This is a genomic window from Paenibacillus sp. 01T422, assembly GCF_056398785.1.
This window is the reverse complement of record NZ_JBFTQB010000613.1, coordinates 1-4,696: the sequence shown is the minus strand read 5'-3', so window position 1 is coordinate 4,696 and position 4,696 is coordinate 1. Positions and strand designations below refer to the sequence as shown.

General features: G+C 45.3%; 4 protein-coding genes and 1 pseudogene. All 5 read right to left on the bottom strand.

Annotated elements, in window-relative coordinates; all coding sequences use genetic code 11:
* Positions 1-773 (bottom strand): metal ABC transporter ATP-binding protein (locus tag AC1DUA_RS27310; RefSeq protein ID WP_477502760.1); only part of this gene is annotated, 773 nt, incomplete at its 3' end.
* A 34-nt stretch (positions 774-807) separates the two neighbouring features.
* Entirely contained in the window at positions 808-1,728 is a 921-nt protein-coding gene (locus AC1DUA_RS27305) for a metal ABC transporter substrate-binding protein (RefSeq protein WP_477502759.1), read from the bottom strand.
* 143 nt (positions 1,729-1,871) lie between these two features.
* Positions 1,872-2,273, bottom strand: coding sequence for a hypothetical protein (locus tag AC1DUA_RS27300; RefSeq protein WP_477502758.1), 402 nt, complete (start codon positions 2,271-2,273; stop codon positions 1,872-1,874).
* Positions 2,274-2,384: 111 nt separating this feature from the next.
* A pseudogene (metG, locus tag AC1DUA_RS27295) lies at positions 2,385-4,200 on the bottom strand (methionine--tRNA ligase).
* A gap of 371 nt (positions 4,201-4,571) precedes the next feature.
* Positions 4,572-4,696: membrane protein insertion efficiency factor YidD (yidD, locus tag AC1DUA_RS27290; protein ID WP_477502761.1), on the bottom strand; the 125-nt coding region annotated here is incomplete at its 5' end.

The following is a 4,696-nucleotide window of genomic DNA, read 5'->3' as shown; positions in this document are numbered from 1 at the left end:
ACTCCGATCATCTCACGAATCTGGCCGATCGAATGTGTCAAATTCGTTTCTCGGCAATCCTCGGGATCATGGGTATGCTTCACATGAAACTTAATGCCGCCGCTAACCTGCTGCGGCTCCGTACCTAAGTAAGACTGCATCATGTCCATATCATGGGACACCATGATGAATGTCATATGATGATGCTGGTGCATGTGGCGGATCATCCGGAAAAATCCGAGCTGCGTCTCCGCATCGATCCCCACGGTTGGCTCATCCAATATGAGCAGCTCCGGGTTGTTCACGATCGCGCGCGCGAGGAAAGCGCGCTGCTGTTGTCCACCCGACAGCTGGCCGATTTTGCGGTCAGCCAAGTCCTCGATGCGCATGGCGAGCATCGCATCTTCGGCTTTTTGCAGGTCAGCTTTGGACAACCTGCGATAAATCCGCTTCTTCGAATACATCCCCGATAAAACAATTTCCCGCACAGTTGCCGGAAATAATGGATTGAATGCATTTTTTTGCGGAACATAGCCAATGCGTTCCCAATCTTTGAATTGGCTTAGTGGACTATCAAACAGCCTGATCTCGCCACTCGTAGGTTTGAGAAGTCCTACGAGCATTTTGAGCAGCGTTGTTTTACCAGCGCCATTCGAGCCAATAACACCAACAAAATCTCGTTCAAGCACGTTAAAACGAATCTTATCAATGACCTTCTTGTTTTCGTATGAGAAGGATACATCATCAATAGACACGATACTTTTGTGGCAGAAATCTTTATGGCTTATCTCCATTTTTATAACCCCTGACTCGTAATGAACTACCTTTCTATTGTAAGGCAGTCACTAAATTTTTCAAATTTTTGTCCATAATCGAAATATAGTCCTCGCCCGCTTTAGCTTGCTCTTCCGTTAATCCTTCAAGAGGGTTCAGTACCATCGTTTCAACCTTAGCATCCTTGGCTAACGTCTTCGCCAACCTGTCGGATACAAGCTCTTCAAAGAATATATATTTCAAGTTATGCACTTTGATGTATTCATTCATGTTCTTAAGATCCTGAGCAGTTGGCTCGGCGTCAGGCGATAGTCCCATAATAGACAATTGCGTCAAGCCATAATCTCGGCATAAATAAGCAAAAGCCTGATGAGAAACGGCAATTTCCTTTTTCGAAGTTTGCCCTAGCTCTTTTTTATAACGAGCATCTAAGTCAGTTAATTTTGCTGCATAATTTGCATAATTTTGCTCGAAGGCATCTTTATGGGCTGGATCTGCGCTAATTAGTGCTGTTTTAATATTATTAGCCATTTTCACAGCATTTAACGGGCTAAGCCATGCATGAGGGTCGAATTCTTCTTTATTTTCAGAAGTTTTTATTAAAGCTGCCCCTTTACTTGCTTCTACAACTCTTAAAGTAGAGTCTGGTGATAGACTTCCCAGAAAATCTTTCACCCAGCCTTCAAATCCAGCTCCTTGATACACGAAAACTTGTGCTTGCGTCATATTTTTGATGTCTCTGCTCTTCGGAGACCAATCATGGGGCTCAACCCCGGCCGGAACCAAGTTAATGGCATTCACGTATTCTCCGCCAATTGCTCTAGTAAACTCATATAATGGATAAAAACTAGTAACTACATTAACTTTCCCTTGAACAAGCTTAGCTTTTGAGCTTGCAGCAGTCCCGCATCCAGCTAATATAACAGTTAAAATAACCATGAGGGTTATGGACATGAACCATTTCGAACGTATCATAATAATCACTCCACTCGCGTTCTAAATCGTAATATTTTTTATTAACGAATTGATTATACGAGTCCCCCTACTTGAAGTCAATACATCTTGAAGGCAAAATAAAAAGACCCGCTGTGAATTGTCACAGCATGGCCTTAATTCAATTACTGCTTCCCTTGGTCTTCATCCTTCTTTGAACTTTCTGAATCATCTTTGGAGGAACTCTTTTCTTCCTTGTCGGCACCATTTTCATTCTTGGAATCCGCTGGTTTGCTGCTTTCTTCTTTCAATTTCTTATGCCGTTCTTCCGATTGCTTAATAAGCTTATTCTCTTGTTTTACCTTATATTGAATAATCTCGTTGTACATCTCATATTGTTTTTTTAACTCTTGATTGATTATACTATCATCTTCTTTTTTCGTACTCGACGCTTTGGATTTTGACTCTTTCTTTGCTTTCTCATCCTCTTTCTTTTTATCCGAACCTCCGCCGAAAATAGAACAAGACGTCAAAACAAGAACCATCACCGAAATACAGATCAACTTCAACAAATATCTCGCTCTCATCTTTATCACTCCGTGGTTAGTTTCCTTTAGAGTACCCCACTTATGTGAACCCCCATACGATAAAAAAACACCCTCGCCCTATGAAAAAATAGGGAAAGGGTGTTAGCTTGATTATTTAACAATCGCGCCGTTAGGCATCGAATCCGGAACCGTGGCCAGCGTCAGCTGGTCTCCGTGCGAAGCCGCGAGGATCATCCCTTGAGACAGCTCGCCACGCAGCTTAGCTGGCTTGAGATTGGTGACGCAAATGACCTTGCGTCCAGCCAGTTCCTCGGGCGTATAGAACTTCGCGATGCCCGAAACGACCTGACGCTGCTCGTATCCTAGATCGAGCTGCAGCTTTAGAAGCTTATCGGCGCCTTTCACAGGCTCCGCCGATATTACCTGAGCTACGCGCAGCTCCACCTTGGCGAAATCGTCAATCCCGATTTCCTCCTTAGGCTCTGGCGCGGGCACTGTTGAAGCAGCAGCCGCGGGTGCYGCTTCTTTCACTTCTTCAGCGGCGTTTGCAGATCCGCCGCCCATAGCTTCAACAATGTACGCAACCTCAACCGGGGCGTCCAATCTCGGGAACATAGGATCTCCCTTTTGAACGATAGTACCCGCTGGGAGATGTCCGAAGGATTGCACGCTTTCCCATGCGGTTAAGCGCGGCAGATCCTCGGCAGCTAAGCCTAGCTGCTGCCAAATCAATTGCGGCGTCTTCGTCATGAACGGACGCAGCAGTACAGACGAGATGCGCTGGGATTCAGCCAGCACATACATGACGGAGCCAAGTGTTTCTCGCTTGGCTTCATCCTTCGCAATCGACCACGGCTGAGTCTCGTCGATGTATTTATTCGTGCGGCTAATCAGCTGCCACACGGCGGAGAGCGCAATGGAAAACTCCATTTTTTCCATTGCTTCTTCATACTTCGCTACCGTAGACTGAACAGTCTCCAAGAGACTGTCGTCGAATTCGGTAGCCCCCGCCACATAAGCGGGAATCGTGCCAGCAAAATACTTATCGATCATCACGATCGTACGGTTAAGCAGATTCCCCAAGTCATTAGCGAGGTCATGATTGACCCGCTCCACAAAGCTTTCCGGCGTGAACGTTCCGTCAGCCCCGAAAGGCACCTCGCGCATCAAGTAATAACGAAGCGCGTCCAACCCATATCGATCGATCAACGTCACGGGATCAACAACATTCCCCTTGGACTTCGACATTTTGCCATCTTTCATTAGCAGCCAGCCATGAGCGAATACTTTCTTCGGCAGAGGCAGGTCAAGCGCCATCAACATAATCGGCCAATAGATCGTATGGAAGCGAACAATCTCCTTACTCATCAAGTGAACATCTGCAGGCCAATACTTTTCAAAATTACTCGTATCATCTGAACCATATCCAAGTGCAGTAATATAGTTAGAAAGAGCATCAATCCAAACATAAATCACATGTTTAGGATCTCCTGGGACTTTAATCCCCCAATCAAACGTCGTCCGAGAAACAGCCAAATCCTCAAGTCCTGGCTTAATGAAATTATTAATCCGGAATACAATACCAACCTTCGTATTCCCCTAAGTAAATATCACCTTGATCAAGCAGCCTTTGAAAAATCTTTCCAACCGCATCCTTATGACGAGTTTCCGTAGTACGGATAAAATCATCATACGAAATGTCGAGTTTGCTCCATAAATCCTTAATTCCAGCAACAATACCATCTACAAACTCCTGTGGTGTTGTTCCTTTCTCTTGCGCTTTTCGTTCAATTTTTTGTCCATGTTCATCTGTACCCGTTAAGTACCTTACATCAAAGCCACGAAGTCTTTTATAGCGCGCCATAGCGTCGCCTGCCACCGTTGAGTAGGCATGACCGATGTGCAGCTTATCACTTGGATAATAGATGGGCGTCGTGATGTAAAACGTTTTTGAATTCGTTGTCATCCAAAATTCCTCCTAGCTAAAAGTAGAAAACACAAAAAACCCTCATCCATCTTGGGACGAGAGCTGAACTCACGCGGTACCACCCAGGTTCCCCCGCCTTTCACAAGCTCGGGGCTCAGTAAGTCTATAACGACTTGCCCATTAACGCTGGGACACGAAGCCAGCTTACTCCCATCTTACGTATTATCACTTCTAATACGCAGTCTGAGCCGCTCGAAGGCTTATTCTCCGGGACCATCTTCCAAACTTACTCCTATACCGGCTTTCACCTAACCCGGCTCTCTGTTCATAGGCCTCCATCTGTACTTATCCGTTCATCGAATCCATATATAACATCTTAAGGCAAATATATCGAAAAAAAGTGCCACCTGTCAAGCTGACTGATCGTTATGAATTAATTTTTCCGGCCGCGGTGGTACGTGATCAATTCCACCTGGATGAAACGGGTGACATTTACAAATCCTCTTCATGGACAGCCATGAACCTTTTAAAGCAC

Coding starts and splice junctions, on each gene's coding strand:
- AC1DUA_RS27300 (WP_477502758.1), bottom strand. CDS start 2,273: ATGAGAGCGAGATATTTGTTGAAGTTGATCTGTATTTCGGTGATGGTT.
- AC1DUA_RS27305 (WP_477502759.1), bottom strand. CDS start 1,728: ATGATACGTTCGAAATGGTTCATGTCCATAACCCTCATGGTTATTTTA.